Annotated in this window: 16 protein-coding genes, 1 tRNA gene and 1 pseudogene; 16 read left to right on the top strand and 2 right to left on the bottom strand. The window is 43.5% G+C overall.

All coding sequences use genetic code 11. The features are described 5' to 3' along the window. The 3 genes from ybgF to ACTS60_RS16990 all read left to right on the top strand — a co-directional run bounded on the left by ybgF (position 1) and on the right by ACTS60_RS16990 (position 3,433). Complete coding sequence (gene ybgF / locus ACTS60_RS17000; protein ID WP_045388130.1) at positions 1-765, top strand: tol-pal system protein YbgF; 765 nt, start codon at positions 1-3, stop codon at positions 763-765. 164 nt (positions 766-929) lie between these two features. Continuing rightward, positions 930-1,991, top strand: a complete 1,062-nt coding sequence (gene nadA, locus ACTS60_RS16995) for a quinolinate synthase NadA (protein WP_010447305.1) — start codon at positions 930-932, stop codon at positions 1,989-1,991. 398 nt (positions 1,992-2,389) lie between these two features. Beyond that, positions 2,390-3,433 (top strand): potassium channel family protein, encoded by a 1,044-nt coding sequence (locus ACTS60_RS16990; RefSeq protein WP_440889224.1) that lies wholly within the window; start codon positions 2,390-2,392, stop codon positions 3,431-3,433. A gap of 324 nt (positions 3,434-3,757) precedes the next feature. Here ACTS60_RS16990 and ACTS60_RS16985 read toward each other — a convergent pair whose 3' ends face one another. Next, on the bottom strand, positions 3,758-4,369 hold the full coding sequence (locus ACTS60_RS16985) for a YecA/YgfB family protein (RefSeq protein WP_440889223.1): 612 nt from the start codon (positions 4,367-4,369) through the stop codon (positions 3,758-3,760). A 53-nt stretch (positions 4,370-4,422) separates the two neighbouring features. On the opposite strand from ACTS60_RS16985, the gene ACTS60_RS16980 reads away from it, so the two are divergent. The 8 genes from ACTS60_RS16980 to ACTS60_RS16945 all read left to right on the top strand — a co-directional run bounded on the left by ACTS60_RS16980 (position 4,423) and on the right by ACTS60_RS16945 (position 11,354). Continuing rightward, a complete protein-coding gene (locus ACTS60_RS16980) occupies positions 4,423-6,843 on the top strand; it encodes an ATP-binding protein (protein WP_440889222.1) in 2,421 nt (806 codons plus the stop codon). A gap of 379 nt (positions 6,844-7,222) precedes the next feature. Next, positions 7,223-7,672 (top strand): L-alanine exporter AlaE, encoded by a 450-nt coding sequence (locus tag ACTS60_RS16975; RefSeq protein ID WP_440889221.1) that lies wholly within the window; start codon positions 7,223-7,225, stop codon positions 7,670-7,672. Between the two features lie 144 nt (positions 7,673-7,816). Then, a tRNA-Ser gene (locus tag ACTS60_RS16970) sits at positions 7,817-7,904 on the top strand. 243 nt (positions 7,905-8,147) lie between these two features. Then, positions 8,148-8,639 (top strand): hypothetical protein, encoded by a 492-nt coding sequence (locus ACTS60_RS16965; RefSeq protein WP_440889220.1) that lies wholly within the window; start codon positions 8,148-8,150, stop codon positions 8,637-8,639. Continuing rightward, positions 8,636-8,989: a hypothetical protein gene (locus ACTS60_RS16960; protein ID WP_440889219.1), complete on the top strand. Its 354-nt coding sequence runs from the start codon at positions 8,636-8,638 to the stop codon at positions 8,987-8,989. The genes ACTS60_RS16965 and ACTS60_RS16960 overlap by 4 nt, the downstream gene beginning before the upstream one ends. Then, positions 8,980-9,681 carry a hypothetical protein gene (locus ACTS60_RS16955; RefSeq protein ID WP_440889218.1) on the top strand — a complete coding sequence of 234 codons (702 nt, stop codon included), beginning with the start codon at positions 8,980-8,982 and terminating at the stop codon, positions 9,679-9,681. Before ACTS60_RS16960 ends, ACTS60_RS16955 begins: the two co-directional genes overlap by 10 nt. Before the next feature lie 63 nt (positions 9,682-9,744). Beyond that, the gene (locus tag ACTS60_RS16950; RefSeq protein ID WP_440889217.1) at positions 9,745-10,611 is read left to right on the top strand and encodes a viperin family antiviral radical SAM protein; all 867 of its coding nucleotides are present in this window, start codon (positions 9,745-9,747) and stop codon (positions 10,609-10,611) included. Positions 10,612-10,757: 146 nt separating this feature from the next. Next, entirely contained in the window at positions 10,758-11,354 is a 597-nt protein-coding gene (locus ACTS60_RS16945; RefSeq protein WP_440889216.1) for a dTMP kinase, read from the top strand. Positions 11,355-11,569: 215 nt separating this feature from the next. On the opposite strand, the gene ACTS60_RS16940 is transcribed toward ACTS60_RS16945, so the two are convergent. Next, positions 11,570-12,208 carry a glutathione S-transferase family protein gene (locus ACTS60_RS16940; protein ID WP_440889215.1) on the bottom strand — a complete coding sequence of 213 codons (639 nt, stop codon included), beginning with the start codon at positions 12,206-12,208 and terminating at the stop codon, positions 11,570-11,572. Between the two features lie 272 nt (positions 12,209-12,480). Between ACTS60_RS16940 and ACTS60_RS16935 the strand changes: the two are divergent. The 5 genes and pseudogenes from ACTS60_RS16935 to ACTS60_RS16915 all read left to right on the top strand — a co-directional run. Beyond that, a pseudogene (locus tag ACTS60_RS16935) lies at positions 12,481-12,723 on the top strand (carboxymuconolactone decarboxylase family protein); the annotation flags it as partial. A 51-nt stretch (positions 12,724-12,774) separates the two neighbouring features. Further along, entirely contained in the window at positions 12,775-13,110 is a 336-nt protein-coding gene (locus tag ACTS60_RS16930; RefSeq protein ID WP_440889214.1) for a zinc ribbon domain-containing protein YjdM, read from the top strand. 367 nt (positions 13,111-13,477) lie between these two features. Further along, positions 13,478-15,115, top strand: coding sequence for a methyl-accepting chemotaxis protein (locus tag ACTS60_RS16925; protein WP_440889213.1), 1,638 nt, complete (start codon positions 13,478-13,480; stop codon positions 15,113-15,115). A gap of 336 nt (positions 15,116-15,451) precedes the next feature. Further along, positions 15,452-16,588 carry an efflux RND transporter periplasmic adaptor subunit gene (locus ACTS60_RS16920; protein WP_440889212.1) on the top strand — a complete coding sequence of 379 codons (1,137 nt, stop codon included), beginning with the start codon at positions 15,452-15,454 and terminating at the stop codon, positions 16,586-16,588. Between the two features lie 2 nt (positions 16,589-16,590). Next, complete coding sequence (locus ACTS60_RS16915) at positions 16,591-19,752, top strand: efflux RND transporter permease subunit (protein WP_440889211.1); 3,162 nt, start codon at positions 16,591-16,593, stop codon at positions 19,750-19,752. The last annotated feature ends 416 nt before the right edge of the window (positions 19,753-20,168 follow it).

The following is a 20,168-nucleotide window of genomic DNA, read 5'->3' as shown; positions in this document are numbered from 1 at the left end:
ATGTTCAGTAACACTAAGCGCGCTGTTACGCTTACGTTACTGGCAAGTGCAGCGAACTTCGCGTTCGCTGCACCAGCTCCAGTATCAGACCTCAACAGCACCTCATCGACCGCATCACAGACTCGCTCGGGTCCAGAAACTGATATCGAACGTCTAGAGCGTTTGCTACAAAATCGCAATCGCGTTCAAGTACAAATGCAGGGACAGATTGATCAGATGTCTCAGGAAATCAGTGATCTTCGTGGTGAGTTAGAGCGCAACAGCTATGAAATGCAGCAAATGCTTAAGAGACAGCGAGAGTTGTTTGTAGAGCTTGATCGTATTCGTGGTGAAATGAAAGCGGCTCCAGCTGCGGCAGAGAAGAAACCAGCTGAAACAGGTGGTAAGTACAGTTCTAATGTAGATGAGCAAACCGCGTATCAAAATGCGGTTGACCTTATCCTTAAAAAACGTGACTACACCGGCGCGATTGCCGCTTTCCAGCAGTTCCAGAAAGATTACCCTGATTCTACCTATTCAGCGAACTCACACTATTGGCTAGGTCAGCTGTACTTTGCTAAGAAGCAGGACAAAGAAGCGGTGAAGAGTTTTGCGGCGGTTGTTTCTTACAAAGAATCTAACAAGCGTGCAGACGCATTGGTTAAGCTAGGTGATATCGCTGAGCGTAACAACAATGCTGCGCAGGCGAAAAAATACTATCAGCAAGTTGTGGATGAGTATCCAGGCAGTGCTTCGGCGAAAGTCGCAAGCTCTAAGCTGAAGTAAACAAAGTCAAAAGGGAGCCTAGCTCCCTTTTTCTTTGCTCGCTCTTTTCAAGGTATAACAAAGATATACGGCTAGACTGCTACAAATTCCGGTTACGGGTTGGTTTTTGAAAATCAACAAGGTTACAATACTCGGATTAAAGGAAGTTGCGTAGAGCAAGAGCAATGAGCCACATATTAGATAAAATCGATACAGTTTACCCATTCCCACCAAAACCAATCCCATTAAGCCAAGAAGAAAAAGCCGATTACATCGCGCGAATCAAAAAGCTGCTTAAGGAGAAGGACGCGGTATTAATCGCGCACTACTACACCGACCCTGAAATTCAAGCTTTAGCTGAAGAAACCGGCGGTTTTGTTGGTGATTCGCTAGAAATGGCAAAATTTGGTAACCGCCACCCTGCAAGCACACTGATCATCGGTGGTGTTCGCTTTATGGGTGAATCAGCAAAGATCCTAACGCCTGAAAAACGCATTCTAATGCCAACGCTAGAAGCGGAATGTTCGCTTGACCTTGGTTGCCCGGCGGACAAGTTCAGCGAGTTTTGTGACGCTCACCCTGACCACACGGTAGTGGTATACGCAAACACTTCAGCGGCAGTAAAAGCACGCGCAGATTGGGTTGTGACTTCTAGTATCGCTCTTGAAATCGTTGAGCACCTAGACGCGGAAGATAAACCAATCATCTGGGGCCCTGACCGTCACTTAGGTTCTTACATTGCGAACAAAACTGGCGCTGACATGTTGCTATGGCAAGGTGAGTGTGTTGTTCACGACGAGTTCTCTGCAGATGCACTACGCAAGATGAAGAGCGTATACCCAGATGCGGCAATCCTAGTTCACCCAGAGTCACCAGCAAGTGTGGTTGAGCTTGCAGATGCAGTTGGTTCGACTAGCCAGCTAATTAAAGCGGCGAAAGAGCTACCTCATCAGCAAATGATCGTCGCTACTGACAAAGGTATCTTCTTTAAGATGCAGCAGCTAGTGCCGGAAAAAGAACTGATAGAAGCGCCAACAGCAGGTGCGGGCGCGACGTGTCGCAGCTGTGCACATTGTCCTTGGATGGCAATGAACGGTCTTAAAGCGATTGAAAAAGCACTGAGTGAAGGCGGTGCAGAGCACGAAATCTTCGTTGATGAAGCACTGCGTGTGAAATCACTCATCCCGCTGAACCGCATGTTGGACTTCGCAGAGCAACTAAACATGCAAGTAAAAGGCAACGCTTAGTTGCTCAGTCCTGTTTAGGCAAAAGCTTGCTAAGACAAATCGCAAAAACCAGCCGAATGTGGCTGGTTTTTTTATTTCTTACAATCAATAGGTTAGTATACCCAAGTAACCTCGAGATGCTAGGTTCAGCGAGAATGACTTGGTTTGTAGGCGCGGCGGCGATTTAAAGATCTAGTCATTCTAAATCAAGAATCGGCAACAAAGTATACAAGCCAAGGCAGCTCGCCCTTTGGGAGCGTGTCATTGATCCGATTGCTGCGTCAAACAACTTGGAAAGAGCTAGCTATTACACTGCGTTGTTTTCCTTACTCTCGAATCAATGACAACGCTCTGAATCCTGCATCTTGAAGTCACTTGGGTATATTTAGTTATAGCAATCAGAAAGGAATCGGAAACTTATGGCTGTATGGCTAGTACTGAAAAAGTGGCTAAGTACCCATCTTTTTAAGTTGAGCAACCGAAATCTTCTCGTCATTAGTGGCGCCTACATTGCCATCTCGTGGTTGTTGCTGGCTCTTGCAGGAGAGCATGCACTGACCGATAACTTCTCAAACTTCATTTACTACCTCATGGTGACCGCTTCAACGGTTGGCTATGGCGACTTATCACCCTCAAGTGATATGGGTAAGTGGGTAGTGGTGTTATTTATTATCCCTGGCGGTTTGAGCTTATTTGCTGCCATTTTGGGACGAGTTGCAGGTGGCGCGATTGACTATTGGCGAGCAGGCATACTGGGTAAACGGAGAGTAAGAGTGGAAAACCATATCGTATTACTGGGCTGGAATGGCGCACGCACTATGCACCTTATCCGCATGTTACAGCATGAAGAAGCGGGCAAACGTCCAATCGTGTTATGTAGTCGTTCAGATATTGAAAACCCATTACCGGGTGAAATTGGTTTTATTAAGGTGACCAGTTACACCGATGCGCAAGAGATGAAGAATGCCAACATTACCGGAGCTAACTGTATTATTGTTGATAATCTTAGCGATGATATTACTCTCTCGGCCGCCTTGTATTGTGCTTCGGTCAACCCTGATGCACACTTGCTCGCCTACTTTAAAGATGAAGCGTTGGGACGATTGCTCAGTCAGCATTGCCCTAAGGCAGAGTGCATTCCAGCGGTAGGCGCAGAGATGCTTGCCAAAGCTGCAGTGGATCCAGGTTCAAGCGCGTTACACCAAGAATTACTTGCCTCTACACGAGGTATGACGCAGTACTCAGTGATTTACCCACAAGATCAAACGACGACCAGCGTGGAAAAGATCTTCGGATTTATCAAGAAGCATCACCAAGCAACGTTGATCGCATTCGATCTCGGCGACGGGATTGAACTCAACCCAGACTTAAATGCCCAAGTGCCGCCAAGCACTAAGCTGTTTTACATTGCCGACGAGCGAATTGACGACTTCGCTTGGGCAGATATGAACAAAGGTAAGTAACCTCAGTTCGGGATAATTTAAGCCATTCAGTACAGCTACTTAAGCGCCTAACTTCGTTAAAATCAACGCAATAGAACAGCTATTGACTTGTGATTTTGCCTTGTATGGCATCTTAATTAGCAGCACTGACTAAATTGATAGGCTAACTATATGATTGTTTTAACATTGGTGACTTTCTTATCCCGAGCTGAGATTAAGTAACGTTCAGGGCTGCCAACGTTATTCTAATCGCACCCCAATAGGTGGCTCTGAAATAGCAAAGCGGCAATGACATAAACTGCCATTAAAAAGCCACTGAATGTCAGTGGCTTCAAATCGATTTGATTACTCTTGTTCTGCTAACGTGACACCACGTTGAGTCAGACCTGAAAGCATTACTGGCATCGCATTGAAGATCTCTTCAAATTGCTCTAAGCCTTCCATGCCTTGCTCTGCAAGAGTTGTGATGGTTGTTTCTGGATCGTAAAGCATGGTTAGAGATAGCAGTACACCGCCAAGTAATGCGCTGTCTTCACTGTCTTCTGGCATCAAGGTTTCCCAATCATCACGAGCCAATTGCCATCCCTGAAGAACACCCTCACAGAAATCGCGAGTTGCTTCCGTTACGATTTCACCTTCGTCTAGTGCGCAGCCTTCTGGCCACTGCCAAGCTCCCTCTAGAAGTGCAGGACGAGCTTGATTCCACATTTGAACAATTTCATCAATATACTGCTCTAGTTGTTCACCATCAGAAAAAGGTGCGGTTTCTTCGCCACCCCATAGAAACGGTAGCCACTCTTGAGGATTCAAAACGTTAGGTGCGGATGCCATTGCCGTTACGAAGCCTTGAGTTTTCGCTAGGTTTAGTAGTTTTCCATCAAGTTCTGGAAGAGAAAGGATGTCTTGTAGTTTCAAAATAGAATACCATTTGTTAATGGACTGGTTGGTTGCGAACATCTTACCAATCAATTTTAGATAAATCGATATTAGGGACGGATTCGTTAACTGCTATGGAAATACGCTCCTCGTTAAGAAAGAAAAGTATCCTCGCATTAACCGTGTATTTGGGGTTCTTTATCGCAACTATTGGTAGTGTGGCCTATTTAGTTGTGGAGCCTCCTGTCCGTGCCAAGCTCGAAAAAAACCTCGATTTAAGAACTCAATTACTCGCCTCACAAATTGAGCAGCCACTAACGAGTTCTATTGGATTAGTTCAAAGCTTAGTCGGTCTCGGCCAAACAGACTCACATCAATTGAGCTTAGTTCATACCATTCCCCAACTGCTTGCCGTTAGCGATGACATTATTGTGAGTGGGGGGCTGTGGCCTAAACCATTTTTAGAAAACGAGGAATGGCGTTATACCAGTCTATTTTTCAATAAAAATGACGCTGGTGGCCTCGACCAGATCCAATCTTATAATAATCCTCAAACAGGCGGGTATGACAATGAACCCTGGTATCAGTCTGTAGCAGGAGCTCCAGCAGGGGCAGTGAGTTGGTCTAGCGTATATATCGACACGTTTACGCAAGTACAGATGATTACGGCTTCTTCGCCTTATTATCGCAATGGTGAGTTTGCAGGCGTAGCGACAGTCGACCTTTCTTTGGAAGCGTTATTCCAATTTATCCGTGAACATACCAATCAGTACTCCCTGGGCGTTGTGATCCGTGACGCGGATGAACAAGTAATTGTTGAGCACAACTTCAACCTATCCAAAAACATCTACATCAGTGAACTCGATTTTGGTGAGTTCAATTGGCAGCTTGATGTTGTTAACGCCAAAGAGAAAGTTGCGGATCAGGTGTTTGAACAAGTAATGAATGTGGAACGCGGGATCATTCCATTCCTACTATTGTGTGTGTTAGTAGGCTATTACTTGCTGAACCGCTATGTCGTAGAACCAATTGTGCGAATTGCTCAAAAAGTCGATGATTCAAAAACGGGCGGCATTATCGATATCAACTATGAGAGTGATGATGAGATTGGTCACTTGATCAGTAAATTCAATGAAAAAACCGTCTATTTAGAGCAAGAGCGTGTAAAAGCACAAGCGTCAACCAATGCCAAAACGGCATTTCTAGCCACCTTATCTCATGAGATTCGCACCCCGATGAACGGAGTGTTGGGTACCGCCCAAATTCTGCTTAAAACACCGTTAAATGATGAGCAACGTAAGCACCTCAATACGCTTTACGATTCTGGTGATCATATGATGACATTGCTCAACGAGATCTTGGATTACTCAAAGATTGAGCAAGGTCATATCGAGCTAGAGCACACACCATTCCCTATAGAATCCATTCTGGGCAGTATCAATAGTGTTTACCATACACTTTGTGCCGAAAAAGGCTTACAGTTCAAAATTACCTCAAACCTGCCTCATGGTCGTTGGTACAACAATGACAAAGCAAGATTAAGGCAAGTTCTGTTTAATCTGTTGAACAATGCAGTGAAATTCACCGACTCTGGGTTTGTCGAAGTAGAATTAGATGAAAAACTTGAGGAAAGAGACTGTAAGCTGATCATTAGCGTAAAAGATACAGGTATTGGTATTTCATCCGATGCACAAGCGAGGATCTTCCGTCCATTCGAGCAAGCAGAATCTTCCACAACTCGTCGCTATGGTGGCACTGGCCTCGGTTTAGCGATAGTGAAGCAGATCGCTGAACATATGGGAGGTGGGGTCTATGTCCAAAGTAGGGAAGGTGTAGGTACCAAGTTTACGGTTGAGTTGATGCTTGATGTTTGTGAACCAGGTAAATTAGAGACAACCAATAAACACAAAATCAATTGTGAAGGACTGAGAGCATTAATTGTTGAAGATAACCGAACCAACACCATCATCATGGAGAGCTTTTTAAAAGACAAAGGCTTCGAATGTACATCTGTAGAAAATGGCCTACAAGCAGTTGATATTACACTCAAGCAGCAGTTCGATCTGATCTTAATGGATAACCATATGCCCGTCCTTGATGGTATTGGTGCTATATCTGCAATCAGAAACTCAGGATCAGTTTCTAAGTCGGTGCTGATTTTTGGATGTACCGCAGACGTGTTCAAAGAAACTCAAGAAAGAATGATGGGGGTAGGCGCCGATCATATAATCGCGAAACCTATTGTTGAATCAGAACTGGATGACGCGTTGTATCGTCACTCTCAACGGCTTTACCAATATCACCTTGAAGGTGTTCAATCTTCAGAAAAACCACTAAACACGGAGTCTTTGTTGCTTGAGTTCTATGTCGCGCTAGAAGACAGTGATTTAGAGGGCGCTAGCCAAACGCTCGCAAGGATTCATGCCTCTGTTCCTCAGAGCTTACAGCAAGAGCTCGCGGAATTAGCCGAAAGTATTGAGTCATACTTGTCTCAAGCACAGCAACCACAGCAAGAAGATGTCGACAGCTTGACAGTATTGCTAGCAAACCATTAATACACAAGGATAATCACTTTTATAGCGATTATCCTGATTTCATCTCGCTAAGCAGCATGAGGCGATCTTTTTTCTTCTTGCTTGCCATATTTACAACTACTTTTCTTATATTTTTCCTCATCTAAGTTCTTATTAAGTAATTAAATTACGTTATTTAAGACCGTTTTGGCACGATTTTTTGGCCTGAGGTCCTATTTTTAGTGATTTTGACTAGTTTGGCTTTTGAAAGTAGTCATTAATTTACCTCTATATTTTAAAAACGAGATCATAAACTGCAATTGTTGTGCTCTAATGGCGATATGAACTGCTATGTCGCTTTTGGTGTAGTGAAAGATTTTATAGATGCCACTTAAATTGGTGTTTGATTTTAGAGGTTGTAATGAAGGCTCGTGGACCATTCTGTATTCGTAATGCAGCAGCAGATACTTTCGCTATGGTGGTTTTTTGTTTTATCACCGGGATGATCATCGAGATTTTGATCTCGGGAATGACGTTCGAGCAGTCTCTGGCATCACGTACATTGTCTATCCCTGTCAATATCGCGATTGCGTGGCCTTATGGTATGTTCCGTGATTGGGTATTGCGCCAAGGTAACAAGCTTTCACCTTCATCGTTTATGAAAAACGTCTCTGACTTGGTTGCCTACGTATTATTCCAATCTCCGGTTTATGCGGGCATCTTGTTGGCCGTTGGCGCTTCTACTGATCAAATCATTACAGCTGTGGCGAGTAACGCGGTTGTATCTTGTGGCATGGGTGTTCTTTACGGTTACTTCTTAGATCAATGTCGCCGCTGGTTCCGCGTTCCTGGCTACTACCAAGGGGCTTAATTGTCCCTGTTTTGCACAATTTAGCTAGATAGTGAGCAAACAAACGCGAAAGGGCGCTTTTTTTTATGTTTAGCCTTGACCATCAGGCACATAATCATTAAATTAGCGCCTCGTTGGTTAACGATACCAACCACAATTTGATTCGGTGAGTTGTCCGAGTGGCTGAAGGAGCACGCCTGGAAAGTGTGTATACGGCAACGTATCGAGAGTTCGAATCTCTCACTCACCGCCACATTCTTGAAAAAAGACGTCTTAGGGCGTCTTTTTTTTTATGTCTATTATATTTCTAAATCAATAAGTTATCATCCGACAACGTCCAAAGATGTTCTAGTTGGATAGACGTGTAGGGGCGCTAGTTTAACAACTTCCTGCAGTATCAATAATGCCAACTAAACTCTCGAAAATGCAACTAGTTGTGTAGTGGTTTTCATTAGTATAATTATACAAAGAATGAATAACTACGTTGGTTAGCTATATGCAGAATAAATTAAATGTCGCTTCGAAAATCTGGAGAGGTTTAAAGCTATTTCTTAAATGGTCCTGGTTATTAACTATGTTTCTCTTAGGTATTGCTGTGTTTCTTGTAATGCCATTCGTAATTTTTGAATATTCCTTCTCTCTTTCTGAGTTGGACTTAATAGAAACTTTGTTTATTACGCTTTTGCTAGTTTTTGTATACCAATACATAAAGCTTTGTTTTCAGAGCAAGGTTTCATTGGTGCGAAAAATTATTACTCCATGGGTGCATCAAGCACATGTGTTCTTAGTTTTTATCGTTTTGCTCTTTATGAGTATTAAGCAGTTTAAGCTGAAATTAGATGATCTTGAGAGAATACCTCTGCTCGACTTGTTTGAGTACCTGATAATGGTCGGAACTATGGGGTATAGCTATTACAGAGTTAAAACACTCGATAATCAACCGCGGAAAGCGTCAGTGACAGTTTGTAGAGAAGGAGCAACAGAATGAAGCCTATTCATTACTTAACAAGTTATCTCTTCTTGTTTGCTTCTCCAAGTTATGCGTTGATTCAGTCTGATGCGGAACCAGGAAGCCCTGAATTCCTTATTTCTGCTTGTCAGGAATATACTGAGCTATTTAAGAAAAAAGGCGATTCTCGTTTTGGAGCTTTTCTTACTACATCAAAAGAAGAGAGTTTCCGTGCTGGTTATTGCCTTGGCTCTATTATGCATGCAAATAACACGTGCGCTTATTCGCATACTATATCGGTTTACCGTTTTGCAGAAGCAATTGCGTCAGTTAGTAAAGATCAGTTTTATTCAGAAGCTCGCTTATTGGATGAAGTTGTATGTCGCTAGTTACTACTAATCAAGCTGTAAAAGATCTATTTGGTCTGGATGGGAGTGAGTCGTTACGTTCTAAAGCGAACACTTATCTACGTAATGGCGTCATCCCATCAGAGTTAGTTGTTGAGCAAGGTTTTAGTGATGCGAGTATGGGGAAACGAGGCAAAAAGCTGCTCAATTCTAACGGAGTAAATTGCTTGTTTAACGCATTGGTGTTGGATGCTTTTTTCTACGATTCAAAATTGGTTAAAGCTATCTTTGACAACAAGGCGACTAGGGCAATAAATGTAGCTTTATGTGAAGAAGTCTTACTTAAGGCACAATCCGTAACTGCAGTAGATCACCTATCTAACATAGCACAGCAATTTCTGAATCAGCTAAAAGATGAATCATTTGATTTGCGAGAAGTTCGTTTAGTTTGTCCATTTTCAACTAAGCGCCTACCTCAAGTTGATATGGCGATGCAAAATACTGGCTTACTATATCAAATGCTCAGATCACAACGTCTTTCGTTGTCAGTGAAAGAGGAGATAATCCTTTGTTGGGTAGCGCAAGACTTGTCAGCAATGTCCATACTCTTAGATAAAGTAGACATATCGTTGGTAGAAAATGATGCAATGTTGAAGGAAATCATTCAGAAGGCCCGTCAAGAGCTTCAAGAAGCACAAAAGTTTAATTCATTGTTAAATAGTCTTCCTGATTAAAAAAAGCTTTTTTGTGCAGTGCACAAATTAACACTACTCCTGTTACCAAAAAGGAGTAGTGTTATGAACTCAGTAAATCAACTAGTTATCAATTACCACATCACTGAAAAGTGCAATTATGACTGCCACTATTGCTATGCTAAATGGGCAAAACCAAATGAGCTTCATCGTGATCTCAATGAACTGAAGCAAGTCTTATTCAAGCTCGCAAAGTATTTTCTGTCGCCCAATCCAATTCAACACCAACTCAATTACAAAAGCGTGCGGTTAAACTTTGCTGGTGGAGAGCCACTGCTTCTTAAAGAACGATTTATTGAAGCATTAGATTATGCTATCGAGCTTGGCTTTAAAGTGTCAATGATTACAAACGGCCACTTACTTTCTGAGCAATTTATCGCTGAGCATAGTCACAAGCTCGATCTACTGGGAATCAGTTATGACTCCAACAGTTATTCACGACAGCAGCTAATTGGAAGAACAACCCGTTCGGGTAATGTGTTGTCTGAAACGCGTCTAAAATCCATATTTCAACAAGTTAAAGAATATTCGCCGGATACAGAGTTGAAAATCAACACCGTTGTTAATCAATACAACGCCGAGGATAATATATCTGATTTAATAGGAGAGCTTCAGCCGAAGAAGTGGAAAGTACTCCGTGTCTTACCAGTTTTTGATGATATTCAAACTATCAGTGAACAGCAGTTTTACGGCTACGTTGAACGTCACGAATCAGTCGCGCATCTTATGTCCGTCGAAAACAATGATTCAATGACAAATTCTTATTTGATGCTTAGCCCTGATGGATCCTTTTTCCAAAATGGAAACAAAGCTCAAGGTTACTTCAAGAGTCGCTCCGTGCTTACTACTTCAATTGATGTTGCGTTAGCTGAAACAGGATTTGATGCCGAAAAATTTGCCCTTCGCTATTAACGGGGCAGATGAAACGAATCATCAAAAAAGCACAATTAAAGGTAGAGCGAGAATAGAAGTCATATGGAGTTTGATCATCGGATGAATCGTAATTAGGTATGCCATTATCGGAATGGATTAAAATAATCACCAAATTTGAGAAAAAAATGAAAAAATTTATCGTTTATGAAGGGTTAGATGCGTGCGGGAAAACAACGTTAAGCACGCTTTACGCAGAAGAGAGAAACTCGGTTGTTCATTCTGCGGTAGTGAATGAGGCTCTGAGTCTTAGGAAGGTTATCGATTCCAATCAGTCGAAGGAGAGTGCTCTTCTGTTCTTCATGCTAAACAATTTCTTGAAAAGTAAAGAAATCGAAGAAGCATTAGTGTCTGGAGATGTCATACTAGACCGATATATATTTTCAACATTGGCATATCAGACAATTATGCTTGGTGAAGGTAAAGTTAAGAAAATTTTTGATGCACTTGAAATTGTTAATAATATTTTACTTCCAGAGCTTATAGTCTTTGTTAAGGCTGATGCCGAGACTATAAACAGCAGGATAGAAACTAGAGGTGGAAAGACTCAATGGTATGGTGATGAAGTAACACAAAAAAATTGTGTGGAAACTGCGTACAAGAGGGTTTTTGAGTGGTTTGATATTCCAGTTGTTGAGATTGATACATCAAATAAATTGGGGTTATCTGTTGAAGAAAACTATCAACGGATGAAAGAACTAATTGATAGGTCCCTTTCTTTATAATTTTTGTGTTTTATTTGGCCGGGGTGCTGCAAGTTGTCTTCCATCTAGTTCGATTATATTGATGTCTTGCTAGAGAATGACTTCTAAGCACCTTAAGATACTAGCTCTTTCAAGTGTTGAGTTAATGGGAGAATAATATCTTCTCCCCACTTTGCTACACGCTGCTATAGTGCTCCTATTCTTTTGTGCTTACATTCTGGCTAGCTGTTCTCGGATTACGTAAATCGAGAAATATCGAGGCCTTCTTTCTTATAGACTGCTTGAATTGAGGTATTTTGGGATAAGCGGATTAAATAGCCTAAAAGGTGAGGGTATTTGGAAGGTCCTGATTCTAAAGGGATGCACCAACCTGCTAGCATAAAGAGAAAATAATCACACGCAGTCAGTTTTTCTCCAACTAAATACGGGTCATTCGCAAGCTGCCTATCGATTACTAAAAGTGTCTCTGCAACCTGTATATCTTGCGCTTCTACAATGCTTGCGATCATCGTTTCGTCGGTCGTGTTTCGGTGAGGGTAAAAACGAACCATCAACTGAGCTTGGAGTGTATTCGTAAGAAATGTCAGCCATTGAAAGAACAAAGGTCGGGTTGCTTCACCGATTTTGGGGATGAGATCGTATTTAGGAAACGTTTCTGCAATATGAATACAAATAGCGGCAGACTCACAGATAACCTGCTCACCGTCTACTAATGTTGGGATCTTTCCACTGTGGTTTAAACGCAAATACGCTTCTGATTTTTGTGCGTTCAGTTTTCTATCCACGAGAACCAACTCATAGTCCGCCTTGACATGATGAAGCAAAAAGTGGGGCGCTAAGCTGGCGTTATTCGGGTAGTAATAAAGTTTAAGCATGGGGAATCAATCTTTGATTTTTCTATTGAAGGCATCATTTACCAATGCTGCTTGTCATGATTTTGATTATATTTGTTTTATGAGCAATACATTACTTATTTCTATATGTTAGAAGGTGTTGAAAATTAGTCGAAATTTAAAGGCGTGGAGCTTTGAAGTGGGATGGACGACAATATATGTCGTTTTGTTGCGCTTAGTGGTTTTTCGATTCTTAAAAAGGCAGTTGAGCGTAAAAAATAATGATGAGCTTGAGTGAGTTTTTAAAGTAAGTTGGGTTAGACATCAAATCCCGAGAAATTGCGACTATGGCGGCTTTAACTGCTTTGGGAACGTGTCGACCTCAATTAAAGGTTCATCTTCATGCGGCGCTTAATGTGGGTTGCAATGCGGAAGAAGTGAAAGAGGTTATTTTACGAATGTCTGTTTATGCCGGATTTCCTGCAGTATTAAATGGCATGTTCGCTTTTAAAGAAGTTCTTGAAGAAAAGAGTGAGCGTACAAATTTACTCGATTAGACAAGCAATACCCATTACCATAGCGCTAAATTCATTAGCTAGTAATTACTTATGACTCTACCTCCTTGCCCAAACTGTAACTCAGAATACGTTTATCCAGACCAAGACCACCTTGTTTGCCCAGAGTGCGCTCACGAGTGGAATCCAATGCAGGCTGCTGAAGAGGATACTGTAAACGTGAAAGATGCCAACGGCACTTTGCTGCAGGAAGGTGATAAGGTCACGTTAGCGAAAGACTTAAAAGTAAAAGGCAGTTCGCTGGTGCTAAAGATCGGCACCAAAGCAGTGATTCGTCGTATTAAAGACGGCAAAGACCATCAGCTAGATTGTAAAGTCGATGGCGCTGGTGAAATGATGGTAACCGCGCAGTTTGTGAAAAAAGCCTAATTTAGTTAGTACGATAACTAATCTTTTTCTATTAAAACCTCGGCTTATATACCGAGGTTTTTCTTTTTAGTTTCATTCTTTTTAATTCTCCGTCGGAAGGTCACTGAGCTGGTTTGTATCGGCCACTTTCGGTTATATGCTTTTCTCTACTGCTCACCTCTCAACAGAGTTTTATGTGTATGCAACCATACGATCTGTGACCTTACTTCCTAAAAATCAACATATTAAATTCAATTATTTGTTGAATTTGAATTATTCATCGTAAAGATAAAAATAATTATAACATGTTGCACGGTATCTGGAATTACTTGTGTTATACCTCTGATATAATCGGATGCAATTTAAACAATAACAAAGGGCATCTTTTATGTTCAACAACATGTCTATTAAGCAGAAGATAGTGCTTCCTCTTACTTTAATGATTGCATTATTAACTATCAGCTCTGCTCTGAATGTTCTGACGATGTGGAAGCAGGCAGAACTTACCGATACGCTCAATGAGCAAATTATTCCAAACTTATTTACGATTGAAGATGCTTATCGCGATCTGTACCAAGCGACCTCAGCAATTCAAGGTTTAGCACTTGCAGAGACTCAAGCGGAGATTGAGCACCACCTGTTCGAGTATAAAGACAACGCGTATAAAGCCCTTCCGCGCATGAAAAAGTCTCTGGAGTTAACCCAGGTCGGCTTGTTACCAGCAAATCAAGCTCGTGAAACTCATCAGCTTGTAAGTTTGGGCGAAACATGGTTGAACAGCTATGAAGAGATGATCAATTCGCCACAAGCTCAATGGCCAAGCTACTACATGGAGCACAAAGGCGAATTTGATAAACAGTTCGGTGCAGTTCGTAAGCAGCTTAATGTGGTTAAAGATGCAATAGAAGCTGAGCAAAAATCCCTTAATAACCAAATTCGTGCAGCTTCTGCTCGCGCAGAGCTTATTTTGGGAGCTGGCATTGCAATCGTTATTATTGCCGCTCTTGGAATGGTCATGGTACTGCTTCGTACCGTTATGAAACCAATCAATGATATTAAAGATGCAATGACAGAAATTGCATCGGGTAACGGTGATTTGAGTCAACGTATAAATATGAACGCGACAGACGAAGTTGGGCAACTAGCGGCTGCGTTTAACGAGTTTGTTTCTAAGATACAAGCGACGGTCTCTCAAGTAGTCGAGAGTACGAACACACTACGTAACGAGATGTCGCACTTGAATGAGCTGACAGCGACTATTGCGAACTCTACTTTGCACCAGCAAAAAGACAGTGAAGCTGTAGCTGCTGCTGTTCACGAAATGCAGGTGACTAGCCGCAATGTAAGCGACAGTGCGACAGAAGCTGCGATGGCGAGCCAAACTGCAAACGAAGAACTTACTAATACCAATGTTACCTTGGATAAAACAGTTCAATCGATTCGCTTACTTGCAACAGATATTGAAAGTGCGAGTGAGGTTATCAATACACTGGATAACGACGTAAGCAATATTGCTTCAGTGTTGGATGTCATTCGTGGTATTGCAGAGCAGACGAACTTACTAGCATTGAATGCGGCGATTGAGGCTGCTCGCGCAGGTGAACAAGGTCGTGGCTTTGCTGTGGTAGCAGATGAAGTCCGCTCACTAGCAAGTCGCACTCAACAAAGTACTGGAGAGATCCAATCTATGATTGAGAAGCTTCAGTCAGGTGCTAAGCAGGCTGTAGAAGTTATGCAAGGTAGCCAACTAAGCAGTGAAGAGACTATTAGTTCTGCTGGGCACGCTAGTGATTCATTGGCGGAGATCCTAAACGCGATTGCGCGAATGAACGAGATGAATACCCACATCGCAACAGCTGCAAGTCAGCAGAGTACCGTGAGCGATGATGTGAATAGAAACGTTCAAGGTATTGCAGATAGCAGTACCTCGATTGTAGATATTGTGAATCAAGCGCAGCAGTCGCTTACTATGCTATCTGAACAAACTCAACAATTAGCTAACCAAGTAAGTCAGTTCCGCGTTTAATTTTCTTCCTGATGTTCCTTTATTATATAAGCCCGCAATATGCGGGCTTTTTTATTCCGTTTAAAAGGTATTAAGCTGTGACGATTTAACGTTTGTTGTCAATCTTATCTTTAGTTTTTATTGATAAATCTATAGTTTAACTTGCACACAGAATACTGAGTTTTCCAATAAGATAACAATCAAATTGAGAACTGAATAACACCTTTAGAACAAACATTTTTGTCTATCGTAAAGAGCTGTAAATTTTGTTGTATGTGCAACATCTGGTAATTATCATTCCGAATAATATTTGCTGACTTTTTATTGAGTCACTTTTTAGTAGGAAGAGAGAATTTCATGACACGTAGAACCACGCTATCGCTTTTGATTGCGTCGAGTCTTTTGTTGGCTGGGTGTGAGCAAAGCCAAGAAGGACAAGCTCAAGCTGGCCCAGCACCAACTGCGGAAGTTACCGTAATGACGGTAGCGCCGACTTATCAGGCATTAACGGTAGAGTTACCAGGTCGTAGCCGAGCATTTAAAGAAGCGGAAGTTCGTCCTCAGGTAACTGGCATTATCTCTGAGCGAAATTTTGAAGAGGGCGGTGTGGTTGAAAAAGGCCAATCACTGTACCAAATCGATGATTCTACGTTCCAAGCGGATCTATTGAGTGCAGAAGCTGAGTTGATTCGTGCTCAGGCTTCTGAAGAATCAACGTACTCGACGGTTCGTCGTTACCGCGCGTTGATCACTAAGAAATCAATCAGCCAACAAGCACTAGACGAAGCGGAAGCTGCGTACAAAGAAGCGAAAGCACAAGTGCTCGTTGCGAAAGCAAAGATCAATACGGCGAAGATCAACCTGTCTTATGCGAAAGTGCAAGCACCAATCAGCGGTGTGATCAGCAAGTCTAACGTCACTGCGGGTGCACTTGTAACGGCAAACCAAGCTGCAACACTAACGACTATTCAGCAGCTCGACCCAATCAATGTTGATATTGTGCAATCTTCTGCTCAGCTACTCCGTTTGAAAGCAGCAATGTCACAAGGCCACTTGCAAAAAGACGAATCAGCTCAAGTAACACTAACGCTTGAAGACGGTTCGACTTACGCGCACAAAGGCACCATGAAGTTTACCGAAGTGAATGTAGATGAAAGTACGGGTAGTGTTACGCTACGTGCAGAATTCGCGAATCCAGATGGCTTGTTGCTACCAGGCATGTTTGTGCGCGCAACGGTTACGGTTGGTGTGGACCCTGTGGCAATTCTTATACCGCAAAATACAGTAACGCGTGATGCAACGGGCAAAGCCTCAGTCATGACAGTGGGTACTGACAACAAAGTATCTATCACACCGGTGACCACGGCTGAGTCTATCGGTAACCAGTGGCGTATTACAGAAGGCCTAAAGGTGGGTGATAAGGTGATTACCACTGGTCTACAGATGATCCGCCCGGGAAGCCCAGTGACGATTCAATCAGGTGAGCAGACATAATCATGGCACGATTCTTTATCGATCGTCCGGTATTTGCTTGGGTACTTGCGATTCTGACTATGTTGGCAGGCGTAATGTCTTTGTTCAACTTGCCAGTTTCTCAATATCCAACGATTTCGCCGACCACGATCTCTATTAGTGCTCGTTACCCAGGTGCTTCTGCGAAAACCGTAGAAGACTCTGTGACTCAGGTTATCGAGCAAAACATGACGGGTCTGGACTACCTACGCTACCTAAACTCGAGCAGTGATGCGTTTGGTAACGCGACCATTACGCTGACGTTTGATAGCGAAGCTGATCCAGATATCGCGCAAGTTCAGGTGCAGAACAAGCTGCAATTGGCGATGACATCACTTCCAATGGAAGTACAAAGCCAAGGTATCGTTGTAAACAAATCTAACACCTCATTCTTGATGGTTGTGGCGGTTTACTCTGAAGACCCTGACTTCACGGAAAATGACATCGGTGATTTTGTTGTTACCAATATTCAAGATCCGATCAGCCGTGTAACGGGCGTAGGTCAAGTGCAAGCATTTGGTTCTCAATACGCAATGCGTATTTGGCTAGACCCATTCAAACTGACTCAGTTCAATCTTACTGCAATCGACGTAGCAAACGCTATTCGTGAGCAGAACGCACAGGTTTCTTCTGGTCAGTTGGGTGCTGCGCCTGCGCAAAAAGGTCAATTGCTTAACGCGACTATTTCTTCAGCAAGCCGTTTAACCAGTGTGGCTGAATTCAGAAACATCATTCTGAAATCAGAAGCGAACGGCTCGAACGTTTATCTGAAAGACGTGGCACGTGTCGAGCGTGGTGCAGAAAGCTACGACATCAAAGGCCAGTACAACGGCTTCCCAGCTGCGGGTCTCGGTATCTCGCTTGGTACCGGTGCCAACGCGCTAGAAACAGCAGAAGCAGTAAAAGAACGTCTTGGTCAGCTAAGTGCGACTTTCCCAGATGGCTTGAAGATCGCTTACCCATTTGAGACAACGCCGTTTGTTGATGCGTCGATCAAAGAAGTAATCAAGACACTGCTTGAAGCGATCGTGTTGGTATTCTTGATTATGTACCTGTTCTTACAGAACTTCCGTGCAACGATCATCCCGACGATTGCGGTACCTGTTGTATTGTTAGGTACGTTTGCCGTCTTGTATGCAACTGGCTTTAGTGTGAACACCTTAACCATGTTTGCGATGGTTCTGGCAATCGGCTTGCTGGTGGACGATGCGATCGTTGTGGTCGAGAACGTGGAGCGTGTGATGCACGAAGACGGTCTCGATCCAAAAGAAGCGACGAAGAAGTCGATGGGGCAGATCACTGGCGCGCTAGTGGGTGTTGGTTTGACGCTGTCTGCGGTATTCGTACCGATGGCGTTCATGTCTGGCTCAACAGGTGTTATCTACCGTCAGTTTTCTATCACTATCGTAGCGGCAATGACGTTATCGGTATTGGTGGCGATCATTCTTACTCCGGCACTTTGTGCAAGCTTACTCAAAAAAGGCGACGCGGAATTTTCGGATAAGAAAGGCTTCTTCGGCTGGTTCAACCGTAAGTTTGATGCGGCAACGGCGAGATACGAAGCGGGCGTTGCGAAAATGCTCAAACGCACTGGTCGTATGTTGTTGGTGTTCGCAGCAATGAGTGCGTGCGCAGGTTGGCTATTCATGAATCTACCAACGTCGTTCCTACCGGATGAAGACCAAGGTACTGTGTTCTCAATGGCAATCTTACCGCCGAATTCGACTCAAGAGCAGACCGAAAAGACACTAGAAAAAGTTCGTGATTACTTCTTAGAAGAAGAAAAAGACAATGTTAAATCTGTCTTCTCAGTAGCAGGTTTCAGCTTTGCAGGTCAAGGTCAGAACATGGGTATGGCGTTTATCGGTCTGAAAGACTGGTCAGAACGTGAAGCTCCGGGTTCGGATGCGGCTTCGCTAACTGGTCGTGCGATGGGTTACTTCTCAACCATTAAAGAAGCCATGGTGTTTGCGTTTGCGCCACCAGCGATTCAAGAGTTGGGTAACGCCACCGGTTTTGACTTCTATTTGCAAGATTCAACGGGTAACGGTCACGAAGCATTGGTTGCTGCTCAATATCAAATCCTAGGTATGGCTGCTCAAAACCCGAAATTAGTGGGTGTGCGTCCAAACGGCCAAGCTGATGCGCCGATGTACCAAGTAAACATCGACCACGTCAAACTGCGTGCACTTGATGTGAGCATCAATGATGTAAACCAAATCCTATCTTCAGCATGGGGTGGCGCGTACATCAATGATTACATCGATCGCGGACGTGTGAAGAAAGTTCTGGTGCAGAGTGATTCTGAGTACCGCATGCAGCCGAAAGATTTCGACTCATGGTACGTGCGTAACTCACAAGGTGAAATGGTGCCATTCTCGGCATTCGCAACGGGCGAGTGGACTTACGGTTCTCCGCTATTGCAACGCTTTAACGGTCTACCTGCGATGAACATCCAAGGTGGCGCGGCTCCGGGCGTAAGTACCGGTGAAGCAATGGCAGAAATTGAAGCCATGGTAGAAAAATTGCCTCCAGGCTTTACGGTGAACTGGAACGGCATCTCTTACGAGGAACGCCTGTCTGGTAACCAAGCGCCAATGCTTTACGCACTGTCGATTCTGGTTGTCTTTCTTGTACTAGCAGCACTTTATGAGAGCTGGTCAGTGCCATTCGCGGTTGTGCTTGTAGTGCCTCTAGGTGTTCTAGGTGCAGTACTCGCGGTCATGACTCGCGGTATGGATAACGACGTATTCTTCCAAGTTAGCTTGTTGACTACGGTTGGTTTGGCAACGAAGAACGCGATTCTTATCGTGGAATTCGCGAAGGAATACTATGAGAAAGGCGCGGGCTTAATTGAAGCTACACTGCATGCGGTACGTGTTCGTCTTCGTCCGATCATCATGACCTCACTTGCGTTTGGTCTGGGTGTAGTGCCGCTAGCGATCAGTGCGGGTGTAGGTTCTGCGGGTCAGAATGCGGTAGGTACGGGCGTACTTGGCGGTATGGTGAGTGCGACCTTGCTTGGTATCTTCTTCGTGCCTGTGTTCTTCGTCGTGGTTGAGCGTTTGTTTGACCGCCGCGCAAGAAAAGAAGCACAAAAAGAGCAAGTGGAATCTACTTCACAACCAACGGCAAGCCAAGAATAGGACTTAGCCCTAAAGACTAAGTTATACTATTGCTAATAAGTACAATAAAAGGGCGCTTCGGCGTCCTTTATTTTTGGATTCAATTGGATAGTTTGGGTTTGATGTGAAATATTGAGTGAGAGCGTGTGGCAGTTAGATTCCTGATCTCGCCAAGGCTCGTCGGAATGACGGGGTGTTGCTCTCTCGGTTATGTTTCTTGTCATTCTGAACAGCGAGGAACGAGCATGATTCAGAATCTGCTTACCGAGTACTGTGACTTGATGTGCAATATTGAGCCAAGAGTGCGTGGCAATTAGATTCCTGAGCTCGCCAAGGTTCGTCGGAATGACAGAGGGTAGGTATTGAGCTCCCAGTTATGTTTCTCGTCATTCTGAACAACGAGGGACGAGCATGATTCAGAATCTGCTCACCGAGTG

Origin of the sequence: Vibrio sp. WZ-1, from assembly GCF_052037695.1 — a bacterium.
Classification (GTDB): domain Bacteria; phylum Pseudomonadota; class Gammaproteobacteria; order Enterobacterales; family Vibrionaceae; genus Vibrio.
The sequence above is the reverse complement of the archived record's forward strand: the minus strand, read 5'-3'. Positions and strand labels throughout refer to the sequence as shown.

Coding starts and splice junctions, on each gene's coding strand:
- ACTS60_RS16930 (WP_440889214.1), top strand. CDS start 12,775: ATGACTCTACCTCCTTGCCCAAACTGTAACTCAGAATACGTTTATCCA.
- ACTS60_RS16920 (WP_440889212.1), top strand. CDS start 15,452: ATGACACGTAGAACCACGCTATCGCTTTTGATTGCGTCGAGTCTTTTG.
- ACTS60_RS16940 (WP_440889215.1), bottom strand. CDS start 12,208: ATGCTTAAACTTTATTACTACCCGAATAACGCCAGCTTAGCGCCCCAC.
- nadA (WP_010447305.1), top strand. CDS start 930: ATGAGCCACATATTAGATAAAATCGATACAGTTTACCCATTCCCACCA.
- ACTS60_RS16950 (WP_440889217.1), top strand. CDS start 9,745: ATGAACTCAGTAAATCAACTAGTTATCAATTACCACATCACTGAAAAG.
- ACTS60_RS16980 (WP_440889222.1), top strand. CDS start 4,423: ATGGAAATACGCTCCTCGTTAAGAAAGAAAAGTATCCTCGCATTAACC.
- ybgF (WP_045388130.1), top strand. CDS start 1: ATGTTCAGTAACACTAAGCGCGCTGTTACGCTTACGTTACTGGCAAGT.
- ACTS60_RS16915 (WP_440889211.1), top strand. CDS start 16,591: ATGGCACGATTCTTTATCGATCGTCCGGTATTTGCTTGGGTACTTGCG.
- ACTS60_RS16945 (WP_440889216.1), top strand. CDS start 10,758: ATGAAAAAATTTATCGTTTATGAAGGGTTAGATGCGTGCGGGAAAACA.
- ACTS60_RS16990 (WP_440889224.1), top strand. CDS start 2,390: ATGGCTGTATGGCTAGTACTGAAAAAGTGGCTAAGTACCCATCTTTTT.
- ACTS60_RS16985 (WP_440889223.1), bottom strand. CDS start 4,369: ATGTTCGCAACCAACCAGTCCATTAACAAATGGTATTCTATTTTGAAA.
- ACTS60_RS16925 (WP_440889213.1), top strand. CDS start 13,478: ATGTTCAACAACATGTCTATTAAGCAGAAGATAGTGCTTCCTCTTACT.
- ACTS60_RS16955 (WP_440889218.1), top strand. CDS start 8,980: ATGTCGCTAGTTACTACTAATCAAGCTGTAAAAGATCTATTTGGTCTG.
- ACTS60_RS16965 (WP_440889220.1), top strand. CDS start 8,148: ATGCAGAATAAATTAAATGTCGCTTCGAAAATCTGGAGAGGTTTAAAG.
- ACTS60_RS16960 (WP_440889219.1), top strand. CDS start 8,636: ATGAAGCCTATTCATTACTTAACAAGTTATCTCTTCTTGTTTGCTTCT.
- ACTS60_RS16975 (WP_440889221.1), top strand. CDS start 7,223: ATGAAGGCTCGTGGACCATTCTGTATTCGTAATGCAGCAGCAGATACT.